Raw genomic sequence first — 22,652 nt, 5'->3', positions numbered from 1 at the left:
GAAACAGGAGTTCAACATGATTCTGACCGTTACCATGAACCCGTCGATTGATACGCGCTATCAGCTCGACAAGCTGGTCATCGACGATGTTAACCGTGTGACGCCCGAAAAGACCGCTGGCGGCAAGGGCCTCAACGTGAGCCGCGTGCTGCTGCAGCTGGGCGACGACGTGCTCGCGACCGGTCTGCTCGGCGGCCACATGGGCGCCTATATGGCCGAGCTTATGGATGCCGACGGCGTCAAGAACGACTTTGTGCCCATCGCCGGCGAGACGCGCATTTGCCTGAATATTCTGCACGAAGGCAATCAGACCGAGCTGCTGGAGAGTGGCCCGCAGATCGCCCCGGCCGAGCTCGAGGCTTTTACGGCCAAGTTCGCTGAGCTTGCAGCGAAGGCGGACGTTGTGACGCTTTCGGGCTCGCTGCCGCGTGGCGTCGATGCCGGCTACTATGCCGAGCTCGTCAAGATCGCCGAGGAGGCGGGCGCCAAGGTGCTGCTCGACACCTCGGGTGCATCGCTGGAGGCCGCGCTGGAGTCCGACGCTAAGCCCGAGCTCGTAAAGCCCAACCTGACCGAGATTAACGGCCTGCTGGGTACGTCCTTTACGACCGATGATGTCGATGCCCTGCGCGAGGCGCTCGCCGCCGATGACCGCTTTGCCGGTATCCCCTGGGTTGTCGTATCGATGGGCGCTGCCGGGTCGGTGGGCTTCCATGAGGGTCGCGCGTTCCGCGCCAAGACACCCGCGATTGCAGCTGTGAACGCGACGGGCTCCGGTGACTCGACCATCGCCGGCTTTGCACATGCCATTGCTGCCGGTGCCGACGATGTCACGGTGCTCAAGACCGCCAATACCTGCGGCAAGCTCAACGCCATGGATCCCAAGACCGGCCACCTGGTCATGGATCGCTGGGACGTGATCTACAGCAACGTTGAGGTCGTAGAGTTGTAGCGGTTGCGACTCCTAATAGAATGAGCGTGGATAATCTCCCGCTTTTGGTGCCCATGCGAGCTCAAAGTGGGAGATTTTCCACGCTCGAGTCATTAGTCGTTGGGGACGTTCTTGTTTGACTAGTCATTTAAGAACGTCCCCAATGACTAGCCAATAAAACGGCGCCCGTCGGCGATGTTGCCGGCGGGCGCCGTTGTCTTGCAGGCGGAATGATCTGTTTTCCTCCGTCCCCAAGGGATCATTACAGTGAGTCGATAAAGCGCTGCTGGGCGGCGCGTCCGTCCTCGTCCCACTTAAAGACTCCGGCGTTGTCGAGCACGTGGCTAAACACCACGCCGACCTCCTCATGCAGGATGTCGATGGCGTTATCCGCCGTAAGCTCGTTCGCGCGGCGAGCAAAGACGTCCTCCGCCCATGCGGCGTGGCTGCGGCAAAGGTCGTCGCTCTCGAGAGCGCAGGCAAGATCGTAGCTGGCATCGGCCTTGGCCGCCAGCAGGTGCTCGCGGACAGCACCGAGCTCGGGAACCAAGCGCGGCGGCAGAATGGCCAGGCCCATGACCTCGATCAGGCCGATGTTCTCCTTTTTAATATGGTGGTACTCGGCATGCGGGTGGAACACGCCCAGCGGATGCTCGTCGGTCGTGATGTTGCAGCGAAGCGCCAAGTAGGCCTCGTAGATCTCGCCTCCGGCATTGCCGCGGGAGTCGACGCGGCGGATGACGGGCGTCACGGTGTTGTGCGCCACGCCATCGGCTGTGCGTGCGATGACGCCCACCGACTCATCGGTCCACTCGCGCCAGGCGAGGATAATCTTCTCGGCGGCATCGAGCAGCTGGGCGCGGTCGTGCGAGCGCAGGCGCAGCACCGAGAGCGGCCACTGCAGCACGGTGCCGCTGACCTGGTTAAAACCGGGCACGCTAAACTGCGAGACCTCGGCGGCGTGCATCATGGGGAACTCGTGCGCGCCACCCTGGAAGTGGTCGTGCGACAGAATCGAGCCGCCCACGATAGGCAGGTCGGCGTTGGAGCCGATGAAGTAATGCGGGAACAGGTCCACAAAGTCGAGCAGGCAGGTCAGGCCCTTGCGGTCGACGTGCATCGGACGATGCTCGGAGCTCATGGCAATGCAATGCTCGTTAAAGTACGCGTACGGGCTGTACTGGAAACCCCAGCGCTCGCCGTTGAGCTGGATGGGGATAATGCGCAGGTTCTGGCGAGCGGGGTGAGCGCCGCCGTCGGCTGCGGCGGAGCGTCCGGGATAGCTCTCGTTTTCGATGCAGAGCTGGCAGGCGGGATACTTCTCGCCCGTGTTCTTTGCGGCACCAGCCGCGGCGATATCGCGTGGGTCCTTCTCAGGCTTGGAGAGGTTGATGGTGATCTCAAGATCGCCCCAGTTGGTGGGGGTGCTCCATTTGATGTTGCGCGCGATGGCGGCACGGCGCACGTAGCCGGCGTCGCAGCACAGGCCGTAGAACCAGTCGGTTGCGGCGCGGGGCTCGTTGACGCCCATACGTCCGTTGAACTCCTCGTTTACAACCGAAGGCCTCGGCATGAGCGCACCCATGATGCGCATGGCGATGCGGTCGCGGCCTGACGCCGTGTCCTCGGCGGCACCGTTGGTAACGGCGGCCTCGGAAAGCGCGGCAAGCGTGCCTTCAAGATCAAAGTCGGGCAGGGTATTGGGGTGCAAGAGCGAGAGTTTCTCAACCTGGAGCGCCCAGGCCATATCGAGTGCGGGACCCGTGGCGCCGATGCACTCCAAAATGGTGTTGTATGCCCAGATCCGGTCGTCCTGGCCGATCATCGATCGGTGGATGGCGTACTCGATCAGGTTCTGCGCGGCCTCTCGCACGTCAGTCATTACAGCCATGCCGCGTAAGCCCCCTTGTCAGAGATGGCGTAGTGACGGGCAGAGCCCTCGCCCAGCCAGCCGTTCATCTTGGCAATGAAGGTGTCGACCAGATCGAGCGGCACGAAGGCCTGGATGGTGCCACCAAAGCCGCCACCGTGGATACGGACGGCGCCGCGGCCGTCGAGCACGTGCTCGGCCAGCGCCAGGGCATACATGGAAGGCTGCTCGGAACCCAGCTTGGCAACAACATTCTGCAGGTACATGGCAGAGCTGGCGCCGGACTCGCGCGTCAGGACCAGGAACTGGTCAATGTCGCCAGCGTTCAGGGCTGCCCAGCGCTTGTCGACCAGGCCGTTCTCGTACCAGTAGTGAACGGCACGCAGGCAAGCGCGGTCGCCCAGCTTGGCGCGCAGCTCGGGGAGCTTGGCGTCAAAGTCCGCCACGTTTACCTCGCACAGGCGTGCCTTGCCAAACTCGGCGGCGACGTCCTGCATCTCGCGCGGAACAGCGGCGTAGTCGTCGGTGGCTGCCACATGGTCGGCGCCGACCTTGACGAGCACGAGCGCATAGCCGTGATCCTCAAAGTTGAGCTCGAGCTTCTGGGTCTTAGGCTGAGCCTGGTCCTCAAAGTCCATGTAGGCGAGGCCGCCCAGGCACACGGCAGCTTGGTCCATCAGACCGCAGGGCTTGCCGTAGTAGTTGTTCTCGGTGCGCTGGCTCATCTGGGCGAGTGCGACGGGTTCAATGGCGGGCGCGCCCCAGAGCGTCTCCATGGCGCGGCCGTAAGCCGCCTCGACAGCGGCGGAGCTAGAAAGGCCGCCACCCGAGGGGACGGAGCAGGTAAAGGCAAAGTCGAAGCCCTGGGGCTCAACGCCGAGACCTGCGACCTCGTGGGCCATACCGCGCACGAGGCTTGCGGACGTGCCCTTCTCGGACTCCTGAACGTCTAGCGTGTCGAGCGCGATCTCAAACGTGGGGTAGCCCTCGTCGGCAACGCGGACCTTGTTGGAATCGGTTGCCACGGCGATGCCGTCAACAGCGACATCGAGCGAGCCGGCGATAACGTGGCCACCCTCGTGGTCGGTGTGGTTGCCGCTGATCTCGGAGCGGCCGGGCGCGTGCACATAGAGCACCTGGCGGTCGCCGATGGGGCCAAACTCCTCCTCAAACAGCTTGGTGAGCGTGGCGAGCGTCTTTTCGTCGGGGGTGGTCATGGGAGTCCTTTCCTTGGCGCGCACGGGTGAGTTTTGCGTCGTTATGAGTACGTTAACAACTTGAAGCGGCATGAACCAAGTGTCCACGATACCGCACGTTACGGGCTATGTTAACGTACTCATAACACATCGCTTGTCACTTTTTGAGAATCTGGTAATCGGTAGAAATACAGCCGTGAACGGTACTGTCGTATGGACTTATAAAGCAGAAAAGATGCAGATAGAAAAAGTAGAGTACGTTAACATGCGTCCGACGATAGCGGGCCTCGGTGCAGGGCGTGTTTCTGCCCAGGCCGGCATTCACGCTATTCAGATCTCGCAAGGGTGAAGGTGATCCTGTGGCAAGGCGCCCGTCCAACGATACAGGTACGCGTCCGGTCTCCATGGCCGACGTCGCCCGCGCTGCTGGCGTTTCGCAGCAGACGGTTTCGCGCGTCGCCAACGGTTTGCCTAACGTCAACGAGCAGACGCGCCAGCGCGTGCAAGCCGCTATGCAAGAGCTCGGCTTCCGTCCGAGCTATGCCGGCCGTTCGTTGCGTGACGGCCGTTACCATTCGGTCGGCCTGTGCGTCAACGATGTCACCAAGTTTGGCAACCTCTCAATGATCGACGGCATCGCCAGCGCTGCTCGCGAGCATAATTGCGCCATCACACTGGTCGAGATGTCCAAGACCGAGGAATTCTCTCTTGCCGAGGCAACACGTCGTATGGCCGCGCTGCCCGTGGACGGCATCATTATCGGCATGAGCCGTATGGCTCCCGATTTTGAGACGTTCGATCCGTTGCCGGGTATTGGCACGGTCATCGTTACCATGTATGCGCACCCGCGGGTGACTACGGTTGACTCCGATCATTACGGCTGCTCGCTGTTGCTCATGGATCATCTGTTTGAGCTGGGACACGAGCAGATTCGTTATATCGGCGGCCCGTCCTTTTCGGTCGACGAGCAGTTCCGTCGCGCCGGTTGGCAGGATGCGCTCGAGCGTAAGCACATCGAGCCGGTAGAGCCGCTTGAGGGCGACTGGTCTGCCAACAGCGGTTACGAGGCCGGTAGGTACCTGGCCGAGCACGATCGCACCATGACGGCGATCTATGCGGCAAACGATCAGATGGCAAATGGCGCCATTGCAGCGCTGCGCGATAGCGGCTTGCGCGTGCCCGAGGACGTGAGCGTGGTGGGCGTCGACGATTCGCTCGATGATTTTGTCGCACACAACGAGCTCACGACCGTTCGATTTGATTTGCATCAGCGTGGACGCGAGGTGTTCGAGCACGCGGTTCCCAAGGCGGGGGCAACGGACAAAACCGTCGCCATTCGCATCCCCGGTCAGCTCATCGTTCGACATAGCACGGCAGAGCCTCGCGCATAGTTTTTGCAGGTCAAAAGCGGTATATTCCGCATCAATAACAATCGATAAGGATGCTGACAGATAGCCGTGGCTATAAAGGCGAGTGCTATGATAGACGGGTTATTTTGTCTATCTAGGAGGCTTTGCCTGATGGAGATCACCAAGGATATCCGCTACGTTGGCGTCGACGATCACGACATTGACCTGTTCGAGGGCCAGTACGATGTGTCCGAGAACGGTATGGCATACAACAGCTACGTTATCTTGGGCGACAAGATCGCTGTCGCCGATTCGGTCGACGGTGGTTTTGTCGACGAGTGGCTCGGCAACCTCGAGGCCGTGCTCGATGGCCGTACGCCCGACTATCTGGTTGTCCATCACATGGAGCCTGATCACTCCGCCGGTATCGCCGCCTTTATGGAGCGCTATCCCCAGGCACAGATTGTGGCAAGCATGGGCGCCTTCCGCATGATGGTCAACTACTTTGGCACCGACTACCCCGAGCGCAAGATGGTTGTCAAAGAGGGCGACGTGCTCGACCTGGGCGGCCACAGCCTGACCTTCGTTGGCGCCCCCAACGTTCACTGGCCCGAGGTGCTGTTCTCCTACGAGGCCACCGACAAGGTGCTCTTTAGTGCCGACGGCTTTGGCAAGTTTGGCGCCAACGACATCGAGGATCCGGAAGGGTGGGCCTGCGAGGCGCGCCGTTACTACTTTGGCATCGTGGGCAAGTTCGGCAAGTTTGTACAGGCCGTGCTCAAGAAGGCCGCCGATTTGGACATCCAGGTCATCTGCCCGCTCCATGGTCCCGTTCTTACCGAGAACCTGGGCTATTACCTCGACACCTACAACACCTGGTCGAGCTATCAGCCCGAGGACGAGGGCATCACGATTGCCTACGCGAGCGTCTACGGCCACCTGAAGGCCGCCGTCGAGGAGCTCGCCGCAGCGCTCGAGGCTCGCGGCCAGAAGGTCTCCGTTTTTGACTTGGCTCGCGACGACATGGCCGAGGCCGTTGAGGACGCGTTCCGCTACGACCGCCTGGTGCTCGCCTCCATCACCTATCAGGGCGAGATCTTCCCGTTCATGAGCACCTTCATCCACACGCTCGCCGAGCATGCCTATCAGAACCGTACCGTGGCGCTTGTCGAGGCCGGTTCCTGGGCGCCTGCAGCTGCCAAGGTTATGACCAAGGAGCTCGAGGGTATGAAGGACATCACCCTGGCGCAGAACAAGGTGACCGTCCTGGGTTCGCTCAACGACGCCTCGCGCGCTCAGATCGAGGCCCTCGCCGACGAGCTTTCCAAGTAGCGACACGTTCACTTTTAACGCTCAAACCACCACAAAGGGGACAGGCACCTTTGTGGTGGTTTTCTTTTAGCTGGTGGCGATGATGAGGGCTGGACGTGCGTTGTCGACGATCTCGGCGATTGAGGTGGCGACGGCGTGATCGGGGTCACGGTCCATCACGATGGCGTTGACGTCGGTCAGCTCGGCAAAGCGGTACATGCCGCGTCCGTTGACCTTACTGGCGTCCATGAGGGCGACACTTTGACGAGCAGCACCGACCATAGCCGCTTTGGTCTCGGCCATCTGCGGAAAGTCGGTCGTAAAGCCGCAGCCGGGAACAAAAGCGCCAGGGCACATGACGGCAAGGTCGGCATGGACCATTTGGAGCGCCTGCATGATAAGTGGGCCGTACAGATAGCGATGGCCTTTGCGCAGCGCCCCGCCCAGCATGACGACATCGACCGAGGGCATGCTCTCGTCGATGTAATCGGCAATGGTAATGTCGGCCGTGATGACGGTGATGCCGTCGCGCTGGTCGAGGAGCCGAACGAACTCGAGTGCCGTGGTGCCGGAGTCGACAAGCACCGTGTCGCCGTCGTTAACAAGCCTGATAGCGCTTTGGGCAATGGCTTGCTTGGCGGCAACGTTGACGTTGATGCGGCGATCCTGCGTGGAGACGGTTAGGCGTTTGTGGAGCGACACGGCGCCGCCGTGCGTGCGGCGCAACTTGCCGGACTCGGCTAGCGCGTCCAGGTCGGCGCGGGCGGTGACGGAGGATACGCCAAAGGTCTGGGCGATTTCTGCCACCTGCACAGAGGCGTTATGTTCAAGCATCTCCATGATGGCGGCGCGTCGCTCATCGGCGAAAGCTCGGGTTGTTGCGTGGGCCATAGCTGCTCCATCCTCAACCTAAATTTGCAGGAATTGTGTTGAGTCTATTTTCGTTCATTTTCTTTTTGAGCAAGTAAACGCCTTTCGATTACTTATCTTCTCTATAAAAGAAAGATGATTCGCTTGAAAACGGTAATGTCGGATAGGGGAATTTAGCCTGAATCCCTTCCGTTTGCTTTTCAAAAACGAGCGTCTTGACCTGTGTGCCGGTGATATCTCATACGTGCGACACCGTCGATTTTCATACAATGGGCGCAGCAAAACGCAAGGTAAAACGCCTTGCGGACACGTACGCCCGATGTCCAGATGCGGGCGAGGGAGAGGAGCAAACGCTCATGGCACTTGTTACCACCGAAAAGATGCTCAAGGACGCTCAGGCCGGCCACTACGCCGTCGGTGCGTTCAACGTCGAGAACCTCGAGTTTGTTATGGCCGTTCTGGCTGCTGCCGAGGAGACCAAGTCCCCCGTCATCATGCAGACCACCCCGGGCACCATCAAGACCGCTGGTCTGGACTACTTCTACGGCATGGTCAAGGCTGCCGCCGAGCGCGCCTCTGTGCCCGTCGCCCTGCACCTCGATCACGGCGATGGCTATGACCGCTGCATGCAGGCTTTCCGCACGGGCTACACCTCCGTCATGATCGACGGTTCGCACGAGTCCTTCGAGGACAACATTGCCCTGACCAAGTCCGTCGCCGACGCTGGACGCGCCATGGGCGTGCCCGTCGAGGCCGAGCTCGGCAAGGTCGGCGGTAAGGAGGACGACGGTCCCGCGGTTGAGGGCGAGAGCCCCTACACCGATCCTGCCGAGGCCAAGGAGTTTGTTGAGCGCACCGGCTGCACCTCGCTGGCCATTGGCGTTGGCACCAGCCACGGCGTGTACACGAGCGATCCTCACATCGAGCAGTCCGTGGTCAAGGCCATTCGCGACGCCGTCGACGTGCCGCTGGTCCTGCACGGCACCTCCGGTGTGCCCGATGAGCAGGTTGCCGAGGCTGTGAAGAACGGCATCTGCAAGGTCAACTACGCCACCGAGCTGCGTCAGGCCTACACCAAGGGCTTCATGGCCTACATGGCCGAGAACCCTGCCTGCTTCGACCCCAAGAAGCCGGCCAAGGAGGGCATGCGTGAGATCACCGAGCTGGTTAAGATCCGCATGACCAACCTCAACTCCGTGGGCAAGGCAGAGTAACAGCAAGGGTACTCCGACTCAAAATAGATCCCCGGGAGGGATGAGGGCTTAGTTCACCAATCGTCCTCGGGCATGCAAAAAGCCTCGCTGCGCACTTCGTGCGGCGAGGCTTTTTGCCCCCTGCGGAAAGATTGGGGAACTAAGCCCTCATCCCTCCCAAGTTGACCTACTCGAGGTCGTCGCCCTTGTGGCGTTAGGTCTGAAAATAATAAGAAGCCTTCGCGCTGCGGAATGATTTTGGAAACTAAGTACGGGGACCCGCCCAAGCCGTCCTGCTCAATCGCCCTTGTGGCGTTGGGACTGAAAGGGTGGGACGCGTGGGTTATTTGGTTGTTAGGGTTAGTAGGTCGTTGGGGGTTTTGAGGTTGTAGGTGGCGTTTGGGATATCTTGGTGTGATCCCCATGCTGCTCGGGCAAAACTGACCCCTGCTGAAGTTGCGCATTGTTCGTCGTAGACGGTGTCGCCAACGTAGACGACGTTGCCAGGATTCGCGCCCGCACGTCGGAGATATTCGAGCATGGGTGCGGGTGCGGGTTTATGTTCGGTTGTGTCTTCGACAAGGATGATGTGCTCAAAATACTTATCGAAACCAAGGGGTGCAATTTCTTTTGCGTATTCGTCGCGCGCACGTGAGGAGACGATGCCAAGTTTGCAGCCGCTATCGGCGAGTGTTGCGATGACTTCAAGCAAACCTGGAAACACACTGATGGTGCTTTTAAAGCTGGCGGCAACTTGGCACCAGCGATCCAACGTTGCCTGCGAGTAGATCCCAAGTTTCTCAAGGGCATCCTTGCCGGGTATGCCGAGGGCAAAGTCAAGCTCGTGTCGGGGAAGCGTTTTGCTGGTCTCTTCTTGGACAATCTGGACAAGCGATGACAGAACGCTTTCTTCTGTATCTGCCAATGTCCCATCAACGTCAAATACGATATGGTCAAAGTGCTTCATATGATTGCTCCTCTCTGTTGTTTGCCTGCAAGTTTGATGCAGTGACAGAAGAAGGGTTAGCGGGATTTCTGCCTGGTGCTATCGAGATTCTGCCTCGCTGCTCGATAGCTCGAAGGAGTGCACCCCATTTGTTCTTTAAATACCTGGCCAAGATGGCTTGCTGTTATAAATCCGCATTGGCGCGCGACTGTCTGTACCGTTCGCGTGGTGTGTGCCAAAAGTTCGCAAGCACGGTTTATGCGGTATGCGCGTAGATATGCCGCCGGGGTCGTTCCTGCACAAGTTTCGATAATGCGGTAACACTCTCTTTCGCTTACGCCGGCTGCAGATGCCATCTGGGGCACATCTATAGCGGCTGCATAGTTTGCGCGGATAAAGTCCAGGATTGCCTTGAACTGTACGTCGCGGCTGGTCATCCAAGAGGCGCCGTCGGAAGAAAAGAGCGGTTCGGCCTTGGCGTTAATCTGAATCCAGAGCTCTGACAAACTATTTCGAAGCGCCATCTCGTTCTGCGGCCGTTGAAGGTCGTGGCTAAAGGAGCTCTTCAGCAAATCGATAAAGGGCATATCGTCGGGATTGGTGGGCGACCATTTGAGCACATCGACGCCTCGACATTGAAGCAATGGGTTGATGTAGCGCTTTTGGAGACGTCCCGCGGGATCGCCGAGCATCGACGGCTGAAAGATATGCAGCATTTGAATGGCTGGCGCCGAATTGGGTGATTGCAGCGTGCTGTGCAAAACGCCGCCGTTGATAAAGCCGGCGGACCCTTCCTCAAAGCGTACGTGCTCATGAGCCGCGTGCGTTCGATAGTCAATCGCTCCCTGCTCCATGTAGAAAAGCTCAACTTCGGAATGCCAGTGCCAGGGGACGGAATTGCCCGGATAGCGAGCGAATTCTGCGCGTTCGGCAATATAGGGCCAGTCTTCGGCGGTCTCGGGAAACGCTTCCTCGCGTCCTCCGCGGTGCAATTCTATGTGATCCATGTTTCGCATGGCATCAGTATAAAGCGCAATGGGCTTAGATTGCTCTTGCCTGTTCGGGGAACGCCTTGTCTAGGGATGCTTGGAGCTTTTCGAAGGATGCTCGTAAGTTGAGGCTCTGATCGGCTGAGCGCTTGGTTTTTGTGGTGGGGGAGTCGAGGAGGCCGTTTCTCTGTGTCGGGGGGAAGGAGAAAAGGTTTGCATGTTTTAGGGATGGCTGCTGTGCTGCGTCATTGGAAGAATGCATGCTTTTGCGGCCTCCTCGATATCCACCAAAAGGATGCGCTCGGGGTTTGCTGCTAGGTCCCGTGCGCTGGCTACATTATGCCGCGGCTGCCGCAAAGAAGCGCTAAAGAAAGGCTTAACCTGGTTTAGTGTTACGATGAAACTGCAGGTCAGAGGTATCGAGTAACACTCTTGAAAGGTTTTGAGCTTAAGGGCTTTCTAAGGTTTGTGACGTGGATGTGGCGCGGACGTGCGGAGCGTGTGAATGCTCGCTGTTAGCGCTGCGGCTCTGTGGCGCGCACCTGCTCGATGACCTTTTCCATCGTGGCGTCGATGCGGTCTTTTTTGAGTTCGCATTCCCAGATGGTTATGGGCGTCCAGCCCATTTGAGTGAGCGCTGCCACAGCAGCACGGTCGCGCTCGACGTTGCGACGGAACTTTGCCTCCCAAAACTCAACGTTGCGCTTGGGCTGGCTTGGGTTGCACTTGGGGCAGCGGTGCCAAAAGCAACCGTTGACGAAGATGGCGATCTTGCGGCCGGGGAAGGCGATGTCGGGCTTGCCGGGTACCTTCCATTCCAAACGATAGCCCGTAAGGCCCGCGGCCCGTAGGCGCTGACGTACGAGCAGCTCGGGCTTGGTGTTGGCGCGCTTGTTGCCCTTCATGGACTTTTTGATGGCGGCGCGACGGCGGACCAGTTCGCGCTCGTCAGCGGAGAGGTCCGAGGTATCGATGCCGTCGAGCAGACCGGGCTTGGGACGCTTTTTGCTGCGGCGTTTAGGTGCGCGCTTGGGTTTGGTGGCGGGTTTGTCGGTTGTGTTGGGCGCGGCGTCATCGGCGGAGCTTGCCTCAAGCCGATCTTCCTTTAACTCAATCAGAGCATCAATGAGCCCCTTGTCGGCGGGCATCCATTCCACCGTGGCAAGCGAGGTGCGTGGAATCCAGCGGATATCAAGCTGACGGTCGTGCTTCTGGGGCTCGCCGGACTCTTTAGCCAGCGAGCAGTAATAGCACTCCATTGAGAGATGAAAATCGGGGTAGTCATACTCAACGGTGTAAAAATCACGCAGGTTGGTAACGTTTACCTGCAGCTCTTCCATAAGCTCGCGGCGCACGGCGTCTTCGGGTGTCTCGCCGCGCATGAGCTTGCCGCCTGGGAACTCCCATAGTCCCTGCATGTCGCCGTAGCCGCGCTGCACGGCAAGCAGCTCGTCAGATCCATCCTTGCGAATGATCCCAGCGGCAACATGAACAGTCTTCAACAGGAGCCCTCTCTCAACATCAACACATGGCAGACTACGCTTACCTTACGCAACGGTAAGGCAAGCGTAAGCCATATCGATGGTAGCCGACTCGGCTCCTTGCGACTATAGATGCCGTAGACTAATCGCAAGAAAGGACTCGGTATGCAAACCACGCAAACGGCGACCCCGGTACTGGAGGTCGCGCATCTCGAAAAGGTATATGGAGCACTGGGCAACGTGACCCGCGCGCTCAACGATGTCAGCTTTACCGTCAATCGCGGTGAATTCGTTGGCATCATGGGCGCTTCGGGCTCGGGCAAGTCGACGTTGCTCAACTGCGTGTCGACCATCGATAGCGCCACAAGTGGCACAATCCGCATCAACGGGCAGGACGTGACGCGCATGAAGCAGGCTAAGCTTTCGCAGTTCCGCCGCGAGGAGCTCGGCTTTATCTTCCAGGACTCCAACCTGCTCGATACGCTCACGGCGCGCGAGAACATCGCCCTGCCGCTCACCATCGCCCGCACAAACTCGGCAGAGATCTCGACCCGCGTGCAGGATGTGGCAGCGCGCCTGTCCATCAGTCAGGTGCTCGACAAGTATCCCTACCAGATGTCCGGCGGTCAGCAGCAGCGCGTTGCCGCGGCTCGCGCGCTCGTCACCGACCCCACCATGATCATGGCCGACGAGCCCACCGGCGCCCTCGATTCCAAGAGCGCCCGCCTGCTGCTCGAGAGCTTGGAGGCCCTGAATCGCCGCCTGCGCGCGACCGTGCTCATGGTTACGCACGACAGTTTTGCCGCCAGCTACACGAGCCGTGTGCTGTTTATTCGTGACGGCAAGATCTTCACCGAGCTGCGCCGCGGCGACACCGACCGCCGAGAGTTCTTCGACCGCATTATGGAGGTCGTTGCCATGATGGGCGGTGAGGGCTCCGATGCTCTGTAAACTCGCTTGGGGCAACGTCCGCCGCGCCGGCCGCGACTACCTCGTCTACCTTTTGACGCTCACCCTGGGCGTCACGGTCTTCTATGCCTTTAACACCATCTCGATGCAGGTCGACATTGCCGGCATCGATGAAGAGGGCTTGGCGCAGGTTATGGGCAGCATGCTCGGCTACCTGACGTACTTTTTGGCCGGTGTCATGGCCTTTTTGATGGTGTATGCCAATAACTTCATCATGAAACGCCGCAAAAAGGAGTTTGGCCTGTACCAGGTGCTCGGCATGGGGCGCGGGCGCGTCGCCACGATCATGGCGCTCGAGACGGTGATCGTCTCGGTCGGCGCTTTTGTCGCCGGCATTGTGCTGGGTGTGGGACTCTCCCAGCTCATGACATTCTTTACGGCCTCGCTCTTTAAGACACAGATCGCCAATTTTCATTTCTTCTTCTCGGTGCATGCGTTCAACCTGACCCTTGCCTGCATGCTCGTGATGTTCGTACTCACGTTACTGCTGAACCTGCGCGCCGTGCGTCGTACCAAACTCATCGAGCTTATGGGTGCCGAGCGCCGCAACGAGAGCATCAAGACACGTAATCCCTGGATTGCGATTGCCATCTTTACCGCGGGCGTGCTACTTGTGGGCGTGGCCTATTACCGTCTGCTGCGCGACGGGTTCCCGCTCACCGCGTCGGGCGATAAGCTGCAGGGGGCCATGAATCAGTTCGGCATCACTACCGCTATGGTCACGGTGGGCACCTTTGCCCTGTTCTGGGGGCTTTCGGGCATGCTTATCAAGCTGCTGCAGAGCCTGCGCGGCGTGTACTGGCGCGGTCTCAATATGTTTACCGTGCGCCAGCTTGCGGCCAAGGTCAACACGGTGTGCTTTTCGATGGGCGTCATCGCGATGATTCTGTTTTTGGCCATTACCTCGGTGACCTGCGGTATGTCGATTGCCAACGTGATGAACGAAAACCTGGAGCGCTATAACCCTGTTGACGTGTCTCAGACGTATGTCTATTACACGCCCGAAACGCTCGACTACTACAAGGAGTATGTCAATCCGTCTGAGGCCGATCGCATGGTGCTGGCCGATGCAACGGTCGATTTGTACGCTGCATGGCATGGCGAGCGCAAGTCGGCGGACAACAACGATGAGACAGGCAAGAAGGTCAATATCGCCGATGTTGCCGGTGAGCATGTGCAGATCGATTCGTATCTGAGTTACCCGCTTGGCGGCTCGGGCCCCTCGGTGGTGGCGGGTGAGATGTGCAAGGCCATGGAAGAAAAGCTTCCCAAGGCGCTCGAGGGAAGCAACGCCGATGCGATGGGTTTGTATGTGACGCCGGCGAGCCAGTACAACAAACTGCGCCAGATGATGGGCGAGGAGCCGGTGCACATCGGTCACGACCAGTATCTGCTCACGTGCGATATGGGCGGTGAGCTGGGCGACCTGTACACCAAATATATGGCCGGCGGCCATACCCTCACCTTGGGCGGGCATGAGCTCAAGCCCGCAACCGATAAGTCGGATGAGGACACGGCGGCCATCGCCAACTCGGCGATGGGCAGCAATCCCGGCACTGTGGTCGTAGCCGATGAGCTGCTGTCCCAGCTTAATCTGCAGCCGTATGCCAGCAACCTGCTCGTTAATTACAAACAGGGTATGGATACGACCGAGGCAGACGAGAGCATTAAATACACCATGCTCGACAATCTGCTCGTTGACGGCAAGGAGCCGGGGGGATGGGGAGTCTTCATCACGCGTTCCGAGATGTATACGCAGGCGGCGCAGATGAACGGCATGATTAGCTATCTAGCCATCTACATTGGCTTTGTGCTGGTCGTTGCATGTGCGGCGATTCTGTCGATCCAGCAGCTCTCCAATGTGGCCGACGGCAGCCGCAGCTATCGTGTGCTGGCACAGATCGGCTGTGACGACCGTCAGATCCGGCATTCGGTGATGGCGCAGCAAGCGGTGTTCTTCCTGTTCCCGCTGGCAGTGGGCCTGGCGCACTCCTTTGTGGCACTTAAGGTGATCATCGAGATGGTGAGCATATTCGGAGATATGAGCATCGGCGGCACCGTGGGCCTCACCTGTGCAATCTTCCTGGCAGCCTACGGTGGCTACTTCCTGGTAACGTACCTCATGAGCGCCGGCATGGTACAAGCTGCCATCGCCACCCGCTACAGTGAGTAACAGACGGGCAAAACCGTCGCAAAATCAGAGCGAATAACCGCCGCGAAGGGAGTCCAGCTCCCTTCGCCGCGGTATTTTGCGTATCTAGAGCATCTCAGATGCAAGTGAGTAGGCTTTTTTGGATCTGCCGAGCACATCGCGGCAAGTGCTCAATAAAATCGCAGGTCAGGGCTGTGGCGTTTTGAGGTGTGCTCGGCATCCCGCCAAAAGCCTACTCACTTGGTTTTTACCGCTAGAAGACCGCCGCGAGGGAAAGCAGCTCCCTCGCGGCGGTTGGCGTTTGCCCAGATAAAACCTGCCAAAACAAACCTGTCCCTTTTTAGCAGGTTATCGCTTCCAAAAGTGGAGGATCAGCGTGGTGCCTTTTGGTGGAGGGGGGATATTGATTAATTCGGGTAACATTTTTTTAACGCCGGGAACGATGTTAAAATACCCAAAATGCTATCTAGGAGCTTTGATTTTATGGCAACCGAGGCAGCTACCCTGCAAAACGTGACGCGCTCGTTCCTCTGGCATTCAATTATGTTGTTTATAGGGGCGGCTGGTCTGTATTGTGTGGCGCCAAGTATTTATACGGGCCTTTCTGGCACCGTTCTTATCGGTCTGCATCTGTTTTCGGGCTTCTGTGTGGGCCTCATCTCTCGCCCTGTGAGACCGGGTATTTCCAAAAGGCTTTTTGGACTTATGCTCGTAGACATTGCACTTCTTGTGATGTACACGATATCTCTTAATGTCTTTCATCAATTTCATGTTGTGGTTTCGGCGCTCGCGTTCATTTTGTTGTTACTAGCCCCCTTGCTTGTCGCTTGCTGTTCTTGGGTGCTTGGCGGTGAATTCGCAAACATACGTGCGGGATTAAAGGGGAAACATGTGGCCGATGGCTCTGCTCTCCACGGGTATCCTGAGCTCGCACTTTACAGCCCCGTTGTGCTCTTGATTGCTTTGCTTGTTGGCCTTCAGTTTCTTCTCGTCCCGTTGATGGACTCCATCGGTTCTTTCCTTTCCGTTAACGCCGAGATGGGGGTTGCTGCCTCGCTCGTCGAACCTCTTGCGTTTGGTAATGCCGCCGTTATTCTCGATACGGATTGTTTGTTTTCGCGCAATATAAACATCGGGGCTGTGCTCCTGAGCTTTGGTGGGCATCAAGAGATCGTATTGCTTCTGGTTACCGTTTTGGGCAGTATCCTTGCCAGGGCCATAACGCGATTTTTCCCCGACTTAACGAGCGCTTTTTCTGCGGCCGCCAAATTAGGAGGAAAACACTCTGCAGTTGCCGATATCCTTACGGCTTCGGGTTTTTCTCAAAGGGAGTCCGCGGTTTTCTCTATGAGGATAGAGGGAAAAACGTACGAGGAGATTGCTTCTGCCTTGGACATTTCCCCGTCTACTGCCCGTACCTATTTGTCGCGGGCCTTGACTAAAACCGGATATAAAAACATTTCAGAGGCGACGGCTGGACTTCTCTTGTCAAAGGATGCGTGGCATCTTGACGCAACAAAAGGCCATGATCACCGTTCAGAATCGCTGGGGTCCTCATCGTTCAATCAGAACTGCAGGATAGTCTTCGTCTGCTTCCTGTTTATGTATGCGTCTGGAATGGGCATCGAGGAAATCCTCGTATGCTTCGGCTTTGAGCATGATGCGATAATCCTATCGATAGCTATAGTGCTTGTGGCCCTGTGTTGCCGTGCGGCTATACGGTGGATGTCTGAAATGCACTTGTGCCTTTCGCCTGAACTCACCCTTTCTTCGGTGTCTGTGGGTGCTGGAGCAGCGTTCTGGGTTCACGATGTGGTAAGTCGACTGTACATTTTCTTTGAGTCCGTTGGGAGCGGTGAGGCCGTTGGCGGCCTTATGCTTGCCTTACGCGTGACTGCGTTCCTTGTCGTACTTATCCTTATGGCTAATTCGCTGCTATTCTTGCGTTCGAAAGATACGGTTCGGGTGGGTGATCGACGCGATACCGTGCGTGAGGCCTTCTTGAGGCTTGGTTTCACGCCGCTTTATGCCGATATCATGACATGCGTTTTTGATGGCAATAGAACCACCGAGATTTGCGCACATCTTAACGTTGCTCGGGGAACCGTCAAAGAGGCCAAGAGCAAGAGCTATGCCTTGCTTGGAGTTCACTCGGAGCGTGAACTTAGAGATAGGGTTTTTAGTCTTATGGCAGATGTTATAGAAAATAGCAGGTAGAAGCCTGTAGACAAATAAGATTGTAAATCCATCCTACACGTCTACAGACAGTTCTGACGATGAAGGCGATACTTCCGGACAACGGGTCCGACGACTCGTGTATTGCGAACCGGAGGTGCTTGCTGTGAAGACCTGTGATTGCCTCACATATGTACGGCTTAATTTAGAAGTTCTTGCGCGCAACCGGGGAATTATGTTGCTGACGGCGCTGCTCGCGCTCGTATTCTGCATCCCGGTATTTCTATCCGTTCCAACGGGAGCAGATTATCTATATGGTAGAGCTTCCATCGAAGACCAGAGAGCCCTTTTGGTCTCTCAAGTCTCTGACGGCGTTTATGACACTGCCCCACAGGAGCTCAACAGCATCATTGCCGACGAAAGGGCGTGCCTTGATCGGGCGCTTGAAAGCAAGGCGGACTCCAGAGAGTATTACGATGCGATTGCCGATTACGACAATCTATTGCTCAAGGAATACCGACTCGGTTATTTGAATGGTGTTGATTCGGAGTTATCGCTTGAAGCCCAAGAACGTCTTCCCCGAGCCATATCGATGCTGGCCCATCCGGAATCGTACGACTCAACAACAAAAATGCCCGGGATGATCCTTCTCGCATATTATTGCGGCGCTGTTCCTGCAATAGCGTGGCTTTTGGTCCCGGTCCTCGTCCTCTATATGTCGCTTGAGGGGGATGGAAAGCGGTTCTACGATCGAGCGTTGTTGTCAAAGTTAGAGATGAATGCATGCCGCGTTCTCGTCTCTGGTATTGCATCGATGCTGGTTTTGGTTCTGGCGTTGGCTCCCTGTTTTGTATTGGCAACGGTGTTTAACGGTGTAGGTCAGACAGAGTACCCAGTCGTATTCATTCAGTATGGTGACGTAGTCGAAAGAACTGTGTTAGTTCAGCTAGGGCTATTTGCCGTCTTTGAAGCTGTGCTGTCGATGATGTTTGCTTGCTTGGGCGTGTGCGTGTACGCCGGAAGCAGAAACAGGGCCATTTCGTCCATGGTGATCGCTCTTGTGGGGGGCATAAGCCAGCTTCCGTTTTATGCGAGCAAAGATGCTCCATGGCATGCGTTGCTGCCGTATATGGTGTCGAGCTATTCTGCCTCTTCGTTTGCGCTCGGCGGCGCATCTTACGCCAATGGAGCGGAGGTATCTCTCGTTCCTGAAGCCAGTGCATCGCACTGCCTCTTTGCCGTGATGGGCGCGTTTGCTGTTTGCGCGTTGGGGGTCATTTCGTTTTCGCGTCTAAAAAGCAAGAATCGCTGGGCCTGGAACCATATTCGCCCGGATAGTTTGGGCGAGAAAAGCTTGCTCTCTCTGTCGCTGGATGCGTTGACGGTTGGAAAAAACCAGCTGGTAAAGGGATTGCAGTTTGATATGCCCGCTGGCCAGATATGGGGTCTTGTCGCGCCAAATGGACATGGCAAGACTACGCTACTGAATACTCTTTGGGGAGATGCTGGGCCATCAGTGCGCGTGTCAGGTTCTCTCTGTTTTCATGCAAAAGTATGCGTCGACCGTGAGGAAATGAGAAAGGTATTCTTTTTGGTTCCGAATAGGCCGTCGCTATTGATTCCATACATGACCGTCGCTTTTCATCTCGACCGATGCAGGAGAATTTGGCATTCACCTCGCACTTTGGACCAAGTGCTTGATCGCTTTGACTTGACTGGGTTGAAGAATACGCCCGTATCTAGGCTGTCTGATGGAAATAGACAATTACTTAATGTCGCGATGGCGTATATGTCCTATTGCGAAGTCGTCCTTTTGGATGAGCCCATGAATGCACTTGATGTGAGACACGTTGCGATTGTTTCGAATGCTCTTAGAGATGAAGCGGGTAGAGGAGCACATGTCATTATCTCTTCTCATCTTATCGGAAACCTCGAATCGCTCTGCGATGCCTCCGTATTGCTCACAGGGGATGACTCGCGTGTCGTTACCAGAGAAATGGGAGGTGATTCGAAGTGGATCGGTAATGTATACGCGCAGCTTTTCAAGACGAACGACAGTAAAACTAGGAAAGGAAGATAACCATGAAACGCCATGTAACGAAGAACTTTGTGAAGGCAATGTTCGCATGTTTTATGCTTACCCTGTCGATGGTCACAATTCCCGTTTGTGCGACGGCGAAACCAGATGCAGGTTCTGTCGCGCCTTGTCGTCTTGTGACAGCGGACGTCTTGGACACTTACAAGTCGTTCTCCACTGCGAACCACCCGAGCGAGAATGTTGATTGTTTCGACCAGACATACAAGAGGCTGTCTTTCAAAACTTCGTATTCTCGTACGGGGCAAACGATTCTCTATACGGGTGCCGCGTTAAGCCCACGCGGCAACGGGATGCCCGGGTTTGAGACAAAATATCAGTGCACATATCGTACCTGGTAGACAACTCTAGGATCGGATCTCTCCGAATAACTTTGTGGCGGACTTGTTTAACGCTACCGCTCCTTCGTTTATCTCAATCTGTAACATCTGACTGGCAAAAACGCTTCTACCTGTTACAGATTGAGATTATTCGACGCGCGTTCTGTAACTCGTCTCGATCTGTAACAGTAAGACGGCGATTTGGTCTCCATATGTTACAGATTGAGACGAAAGAAAGCGTGAGCTAGAAAACCGCCGCGAGGGAAAGTAGCTCCCTCGCGGCGGTTTTTGGCGTTTACCCAGATAAAACCTGCCAAAATAAACCTGTCCCTTTTTGGCAGGTTATCGCTTCCAAAAGTGGAGGATGAGCGTCGTGCGGTTTTGCTGTTCGGTTTTGACCAGGATGTTGTGGATGTGGGTCTTGACGGTGCCCACGGCAAGGAATAGCTCGTCAGCGATCTCTTGGTTCGATTTGCCCAGTACGACCAGACGCATGACTTCGGTCTCGCGGTTGGAGAGCTTGTAGGCGTTGCGATAGAAGGGCATCTGCTCTTCGATGTGTCGATCAAGATCGCTGACGTTCTTTTCCTCGGGCGCCTCCTGCATGCGGATTGAAAGCACGTGGTAGGCGTAGATAATCAGCAGAATCGCAAAGTAGCACGCAAAGACGTTCTCGCTAAAGTTGCGCTCGGATAGATAAAGCTGTAGCCAAGAGGGTGCCAGACTCATGGGGACGACAAGGATGTTGTAGAAATCCTCGGCAACGATGCAACCGACCAGAATAGCGCCGAAAATCAGGTGCTTTCGTTGGTTGTTAACGCGTGCCTTCAGCTCGACTTGTGTGCTCTTGCGTGCCGTCCAAAAGATATATAGCCCCACGAAAACAAGGAATACCTGACGCATCGTGTAGTAGAGCCATTGATGAATGGGGCCGTAGGGGACAGCGACGATAATCAGCAGCTCGCTCAGCAAGAACGTTGCGACGGGAATGACAAACTGCTTTTTTGAATGCTTGTCGAGCAAATCCATGGCAATGAGCCAAATAAAAGCCTGCGAAGCGGTCGCCACAAAGGTCCGCAACACAGGCATGGTAATTGAGTAATAGTCGCTGGCTGGAAAACTCTGGTTTTGCAGCGTGTATTCAAAAAAGACAATCTCGGTCATCTCGATGGCATAGCAGATAAATACGCCGCTGCCATAGATAAAGAAGCGTCGACGGGACGAGGCATAGGCGGCAAGCGAAAGCACCGCCGTCACAATACAGATCACGAGTATCGCTAGGGTATAGAAGAACATCAGGGTGTTCATCTGTCACCGTCCCATCTCATTTATTCTATGGCCGAGCTCTGTATACCTTGTGGGATATAGACGTCTCAACCCTTCGTTTCATTGCGGATTAGGCGCCGAGATACAGCATAGCCGTATACCGTTCGCGGTTCTAGATGGTAAACCCCCTGTAAACTCTTGACCTGCGGGTTTATATTGGATTAGAGAGGGTGTAACTCCGTGAACGGTCTTTAATCCCGAATAAACTAGGTAAAAATTGCATACGGGTGAATGATGGTCTTGTCAACACGAGGCGTGATGTTCGAGCGCCTCATAGTAATAGTCGGCAAGACCGGCGGAAAGGAAATCGACATGGCACTGCCTAAGGATTTCATCGACACCAACGACTTCACCAAAGAGCAGATCCTGGCTATCGAGGATCTTGGCCTGGCAATGAAGAAGGCCATCAAGGTTGACGGTTATTATCCGCACCTGCTCCGCAACAAGAGCCTTGGCATGATCTTCCAGCAGGTCTCCACCCGCACCCGTCTTTCCTTCGAGACCGCTATGACCGACCTCGGCGGCCATGCTCAGTTCTATGGCCCTGGCACCATCCAGCTCGGCGGTCACGAGTCCCTGGGCGACACCGCTCGCGTTATGGGCTCGCTGCTCGACATCATGATGGCTCGCGTTGACCGTCACAAGGACGTCGTCGGTCTCGCCGAGGGCTCCGCTGTTCCCGTCATCAATGGCATGTCCGAGTTCAACCATCCCACGCAGGAGATGGGCGACCTCATGACCATACTCGAGAACCTCCCCGAGGGCAAGAAGATCGAGGACTGCACCCTGGCCTTCATCGGCGACGCCACCCAGGTCTGCGTCTCCCTCATGTTCATCGCCTCCAAGGTCGGCATGAAGTTTGTCCAGTTTGGACCTAAGGGCCACCAGATCCCCGACGGCGGCCTGCACGTTGGCACCGTTGAGGAGCGCGCCGAGTTCGGCAAGCAGATGATGGCCATCGCCGAGGAGAACTGCAAGGTCTCCGGCGGCTCCGTCGTCATCTCCGACGACATCGAGTGCATCAAGGGCGCCGACTTCATCTACACCGACGTGTGGTATGGCCTGTACGACGAGGAGGTCTCGGGCGAGAACTACATGGACGTGTTCTACCCCAAGTATCAGGTCACCATGGACATGATGAACTTCGCCGGCCCCAACTCCAAGTTCATGCACTGCCTGCCGGCCACCCGCAATGAGGAGGTCGTCGACGAGGTCATGGACGATCCCGAGCGCTCCCTGTGCTGGGTCGAGGCCGAGAACCGCAAGCACTCCATCCGTGCTCTCCTTGCCGCCCTGGGCAAGCGCACTCCGCTCAACGACGAGGGTGTCGAGTACTCCGCCAAGGCTGAGCTCCACGCCGCTCTCGAGGCTCTCGAGCAGCTCTAAGCCTCAAAGCTTCTAAAAGCACGTTTGCGGGCGGCGGATGCTCGTCTCCTGTCGCCCGCTCACCGAGGCTCAAGCAATTGCCTTAGTACCTTG

At 56.9% G+C, this 22,652-nt stretch carries 16 protein-coding genes; 9 read left to right on the top strand and 7 right to left on the bottom strand.

All coding sequences use genetic code 11. From position 1 onward, the window contains the following. Positions 1-16: 16 nt before the first annotated feature. Entirely contained in the window at positions 17-952 is a 936-nt protein-coding gene (locus tag DW925_RS05175; protein WP_117790567.1) for a hexose kinase, read from the top strand. Between the two features lie 241 nt (positions 953-1,193). Here the strand turns inward: DW925_RS05175 and DW925_RS05170 are convergent, their stop codons facing one another. Beyond that, positions 1,194-2,822 carry a UDP-glucose--hexose-1-phosphate uridylyltransferase gene (locus DW925_RS05170; RefSeq protein ID WP_233540237.1) on the bottom strand — a complete coding sequence of 543 codons (1,629 nt, stop codon included), beginning with the start codon at positions 2,820-2,822 and terminating at the stop codon, positions 1,194-1,196. Further along, on the bottom strand, positions 2,813-4,018 hold the full coding sequence (locus tag DW925_RS05165; protein ID WP_117790533.1) for a galactokinase family protein: 1,206 nt from the start codon (positions 4,016-4,018) through the stop codon (positions 2,813-2,815). The genes DW925_RS05170 and DW925_RS05165 overlap by 10 nt, the downstream gene beginning before the upstream one ends. A gap of 383 nt (positions 4,019-4,401) precedes the next feature. Here DW925_RS05165 and DW925_RS05160 point away from each other — a divergent pair, with 383 nt between their 5' ends. Further along, entirely contained in the window at positions 4,402-5,388 is a 987-nt protein-coding gene (locus DW925_RS05160) for a LacI family DNA-binding transcriptional regulator (RefSeq protein WP_117790532.1), read from the top strand. Between the two features lie 129 nt (positions 5,389-5,517). Further along, complete coding sequence (locus DW925_RS05155) at positions 5,518-6,678, top strand: FprA family A-type flavoprotein (RefSeq protein WP_233540236.1); 1,161 nt, start codon at positions 5,518-5,520, stop codon at positions 6,676-6,678. A gap of 66 nt (positions 6,679-6,744) precedes the next feature. On the opposite strand, the gene DW925_RS05150 is transcribed toward DW925_RS05155, so the two are convergent. Next, complete coding sequence (locus DW925_RS05150; protein ID WP_117790530.1) at positions 6,745-7,548, bottom strand: DeoR/GlpR family DNA-binding transcription regulator; 804 nt, start codon at positions 7,546-7,548, stop codon at positions 6,745-6,747. A gap of 335 nt (positions 7,549-7,883) precedes the next feature. Between DW925_RS05150 and DW925_RS05145 the strand changes: the two genes are divergently transcribed. Beyond that, on the top strand, positions 7,884-8,741 hold the full coding sequence (locus tag DW925_RS05145) for a class II fructose-bisphosphate aldolase (RefSeq protein ID WP_022095149.1): 858 nt from the start codon (positions 7,884-7,886) through the stop codon (positions 8,739-8,741). A gap of 322 nt (positions 8,742-9,063) precedes the next feature. Here the strand turns inward: DW925_RS05145 and DW925_RS05140 are convergent, their stop codons facing one another. The 3 genes from DW925_RS05140 to vsr form a co-directional block, all read right to left on the bottom strand. Then, entirely contained in the window at positions 9,064-9,687 is a 624-nt protein-coding gene (locus tag DW925_RS05140) for an HAD family hydrolase (protein WP_089572377.1), read from the bottom strand. A 56-nt stretch (positions 9,688-9,743) separates the two neighbouring features. After that, positions 9,744-10,673, bottom strand: a complete 930-nt coding sequence (locus tag DW925_RS05135; RefSeq protein WP_158549316.1) for an AraC family transcriptional regulator — start codon at positions 10,671-10,673, stop codon at positions 9,744-9,746. Between the two features lie 497 nt (positions 10,674-11,170). Beyond that, the gene (gene vsr, locus DW925_RS10250) at positions 11,171-12,157 is read right to left on the bottom strand and encodes a DNA mismatch endonuclease Vsr (protein ID WP_233540235.1); all 987 of its coding nucleotides are present in this window, start codon (positions 12,155-12,157) and stop codon (positions 11,171-11,173) included. Positions 12,158-12,301: 144 nt separating this feature from the next. On the opposite strand from vsr, the gene DW925_RS05120 reads away from it, so the two are divergent. The 4 genes from DW925_RS05120 (at position 12,302) to DW925_RS05105 (ending at position 19,512) form a co-directional block, all read left to right on the top strand. Then, a complete protein-coding gene (locus DW925_RS05120) occupies positions 12,302-13,087 on the top strand; it encodes an ABC transporter ATP-binding protein (protein ID WP_089572375.1) in 786 nt (261 codons plus the stop codon). After that, complete coding sequence (locus tag DW925_RS05115; RefSeq protein ID WP_117790529.1) at positions 13,077-15,278, top strand: ABC transporter permease; 2,202 nt, start codon at positions 13,077-13,079, stop codon at positions 15,276-15,278. The genes DW925_RS05120 and DW925_RS05115 overlap by 11 nt, the downstream gene beginning before the upstream one ends. 462 nt (positions 15,279-15,740) lie before the next feature. Further along, positions 15,741-17,474: a LuxR C-terminal-related transcriptional regulator gene (locus tag DW925_RS05110; protein ID WP_199577042.1), complete on the top strand. Its 1,734-nt coding sequence runs from the start codon at positions 15,741-15,743 to the stop codon at positions 17,472-17,474. 124 nt (positions 17,475-17,598) lie between these two features. Then, entirely contained in the window at positions 17,599-19,512 is a 1,914-nt protein-coding gene (locus DW925_RS05105; protein ID WP_147327732.1) for an ATP-binding cassette domain-containing protein, read from the top strand. A 677-nt stretch (positions 19,513-20,189) separates the two neighbouring features. On the opposite strand, the gene DW925_RS05095 is transcribed toward DW925_RS05105, so the two are convergent. Then, positions 20,190-21,155, bottom strand: coding sequence for a response regulator transcription factor (locus DW925_RS05095; RefSeq protein ID WP_117790527.1), 966 nt, complete (start codon positions 21,153-21,155; stop codon positions 20,190-20,192). A gap of 330 nt (positions 21,156-21,485) precedes the next feature. On the opposite strand from DW925_RS05095, the gene ptcA reads away from it, so the two are divergent. Further along, positions 21,486-22,559, top strand: a complete 1,074-nt coding sequence (gene ptcA / locus DW925_RS05090; RefSeq protein WP_117790526.1) for a putrescine carbamoyltransferase — start codon at positions 21,486-21,488, stop codon at positions 22,557-22,559. The last annotated feature ends 93 nt before the right edge of the window (positions 22,560-22,652 follow it).

Source organism: Collinsella sp. AM43-1 (assembly GCF_003467925.1).
Taxonomy (GTDB): Bacteria; Actinomycetota; Coriobacteriia; order Coriobacteriales; family Coriobacteriaceae; genus Collinsella.
Note: the sequence above shows the minus strand (reverse complement) of the source record. Positions and strands in the feature narration are given on the sequence as shown.